We start from the raw sequence: 1,819 nt of genomic DNA, 5'->3' as shown, positions 1-1,819 counted from the left end.
TTTTGTGAGGGTTGTACTGAGTTTTGATGTCCTCATCGAGGGGCAGTTTTTAGTGTTCGTTGGTGTATAGGTTTGCGGCCGGGCGCGGGGGGGGGACGTCCGACGCCCCTCGCCGCCGTGGATAGCCCGCACCGCCGCGCAGACGCTGCGCGCCGAGATCGGCCACTGATCCACAGACCGGGCCCCACCGACAGCCCGCACTCCCCCTTCTCGGGAAGGATGCTCATGTCTCTCACCCTCGCCAGCACCACCGCCATCGTCGCCAGCGTCCCGGCGCTGCTCGGCTTCATCCCCGACGAGTCTCTGGTGCTGATCACCGCACTTACCAACGGCGACAGCACGGTCACCACCGGCCCACTCAGCCGAATCGACCTCATCCACCTCACTGACCATGCCGACGACTGTGCGCGGCAGTTCAACCGGCAATGCGGCGACCTGCCCGTCCTCTGCGTCACCGGCATCCTCGTCCGCACCGTCGACGATGCCGGTGACGACTCGCTACCGCTGCGCGCCGACGTCGACAACGTCGTCACACAGCTGGCCAAGCACGGATTCACCGACATCGACGTGGTCCACGTGCCGGCTATCGCCGAGGGCGCGCGGTGGCGCTCCTATCTCGACCCCGACCGCACAGCTGTCCTGCCCGACCCCGCAACCACCCCGGCCGCGGTCGCCGCCATCGCCGCCGGACACACCATCGCCTCTTCCCGGGAAGACCTCGCGGCGCGGTTCACTCCCGCACCGGAGCATCTCCGCGCACGTCTGCAGCCCCGCATCACCGACGCCGTCGAATCCGCAGCCATCGACCAGCACCGGCACCTCGCCGCATACGTCCGCCTAGCCCGCGCCGACGCCGCGATCCGTGCCGCCGCCCACGGCGAGCTGCCTGCCGACGATGCCGTCGTCGCCGATCTCGCCGCGACCTTCGCCACGCTGCCGTTTCGCGACGCCCTGCTCGCCGTCCCCGACGACGCGACGCGCCTGGCGGCCGAGAACCTGGTTCTGCACCTGTGGCAGCACACCTGCGCCCCCGTCGCCGGCCAGCTCGCCACCGTCATCGCCGCGCACGCGTACCTGCGTGGCGACGGAACACGAGCGCGGATCGCGCTCGAGAACGCCGACCCCGAGCAGCCCCTGACCGGACTGCTCTCACGTCTGCTCGGCCAGGCTGTCGCACCGTCGGAGATCCGTCACGTGATCGAGAACGCCAGCACCGAAACTCGGCGCGTCCTGCTCGGCGAGCCCGCGATCGAGTAGGCGCGACTTCCACCCTCTCCACGCCGTTAGCTCCCCTCGCCGGGGGTGCCCCGGAGCGAGGCGGCAGCCCGCAGCCCGAACGCCCGCCGGACATGCGCGGGATGGTCGTGGGTGATGGCGCGACGGCGAGCGAGTGTCACCGGCGGAGGCCTCGCCCGGCTCGCCGGTTGTGGATCGCCCGGAGGTAAGCACACCCCGGCCGGGGGCTGTGCGTCCCTGAAGCCCGGCCCGATCCGCCCGGGTGAACCAGCCTTCCACCTCTCCGAGGCCCGACGGCGATCGCGCGCGGGCTGGTTCACGCGCGGGCGGATGAGCCGGGCCGGGGACGTCGCCTGACGGCGACCCCCGGCCGCCGCGTGCTCAGGCTGCGCCGCGTTCCACACCCCAACGAGCACCAGGGAGGCCGCCATGGCCGGCGACACCACCATCACCATCATCGGCCACCTCACCGCCGACCCCGAACTCCGCTTCACCGAGGCCGGGACGCCGGTCGCGAACTTCACCGTCGCCTCCACCCCGCGCACCTTCAACCGCGCCACCAGCGAATGGGAGGACGGCGAGG

At 71.1% G+C, this 1,819-nt stretch carries 2 protein-coding genes; both read left to right on the top strand.

Annotated elements, in window-relative coordinates; translation table 11 throughout:
• The first annotated feature begins 225 nt into the window (after nt 1-225).
• Nucleotides 226-1,257, top strand: a complete 1,032-nt coding sequence (locus ACWEVN_RS47770; protein ID WP_452055697.1) for a DUF4192 domain-containing protein — start codon at nt 226-228, stop codon at nt 1,255-1,257.
• 408 nt (nt 1,258-1,665) lie between these two features.
• Nucleotides 1,666-1,819 (top strand): single-stranded DNA-binding protein (locus ACWEVN_RS47765; protein WP_452055698.1); only part of this gene is annotated, 154 nt, incomplete at its 3' end.

The sequence above is a fragment of the Amycolatopsis sp. NPDC003861 genome (genome assembly GCF_053605405.1).
The sequence above is the reverse complement of the archived record's forward strand: the minus strand, read 5'-3'. Positions and strand labels throughout refer to the sequence as shown.